Below are 288 nucleotides of genomic sequence, written 5' to 3'. Positions count from 1 at the left end.
TTCTTTCTTGGTTCTTACTATTCATAATCTAGTTTTCAAGGAACAAATTCGGCTAATGATTAACTTCGCATCTCTGCGTCAACTTCTTCTCTGTGCTCCTCACGTACTGTCGTACGCTGCGGTGCTCGATCAGTCGTTTCCTTGATCTGCTCGCTACTCACTACCCTGATGTTTTGAGGAATTGCTCCCTCAAAACTGAACAACAAAATCATCAACAATCTGTGAATGGAACGAATTCCATTTTTCCTTAGAAAGGAGGTGATCCAGCCGCACCTTCCGATACGGCTA

At 43.4% G+C, this 288-nt stretch carries 1 protein-coding gene; it reads right to left on the bottom strand.

All coding sequences use genetic code 11. From position 1 onward, the window contains the following. Nucleotides 1-59 precede the first annotated feature (59 nt). Nucleotides 60-288, bottom strand: a 229-nt coding sequence (locus M3600_RS28740; RefSeq protein WP_251648610.1) for a hypothetical protein, incomplete at its 5' end; no start/stop codon positions are given.

The sequence above is a fragment of the Niallia sp. MER 6 genome, from assembly GCF_023714395.1.
Lineage (GTDB): Bacteria > Bacillota > Bacilli > Bacillales > Cytobacillaceae > Niallia.
This window is presented reverse-complemented; position numbering and strand designations above follow the sequence as displayed.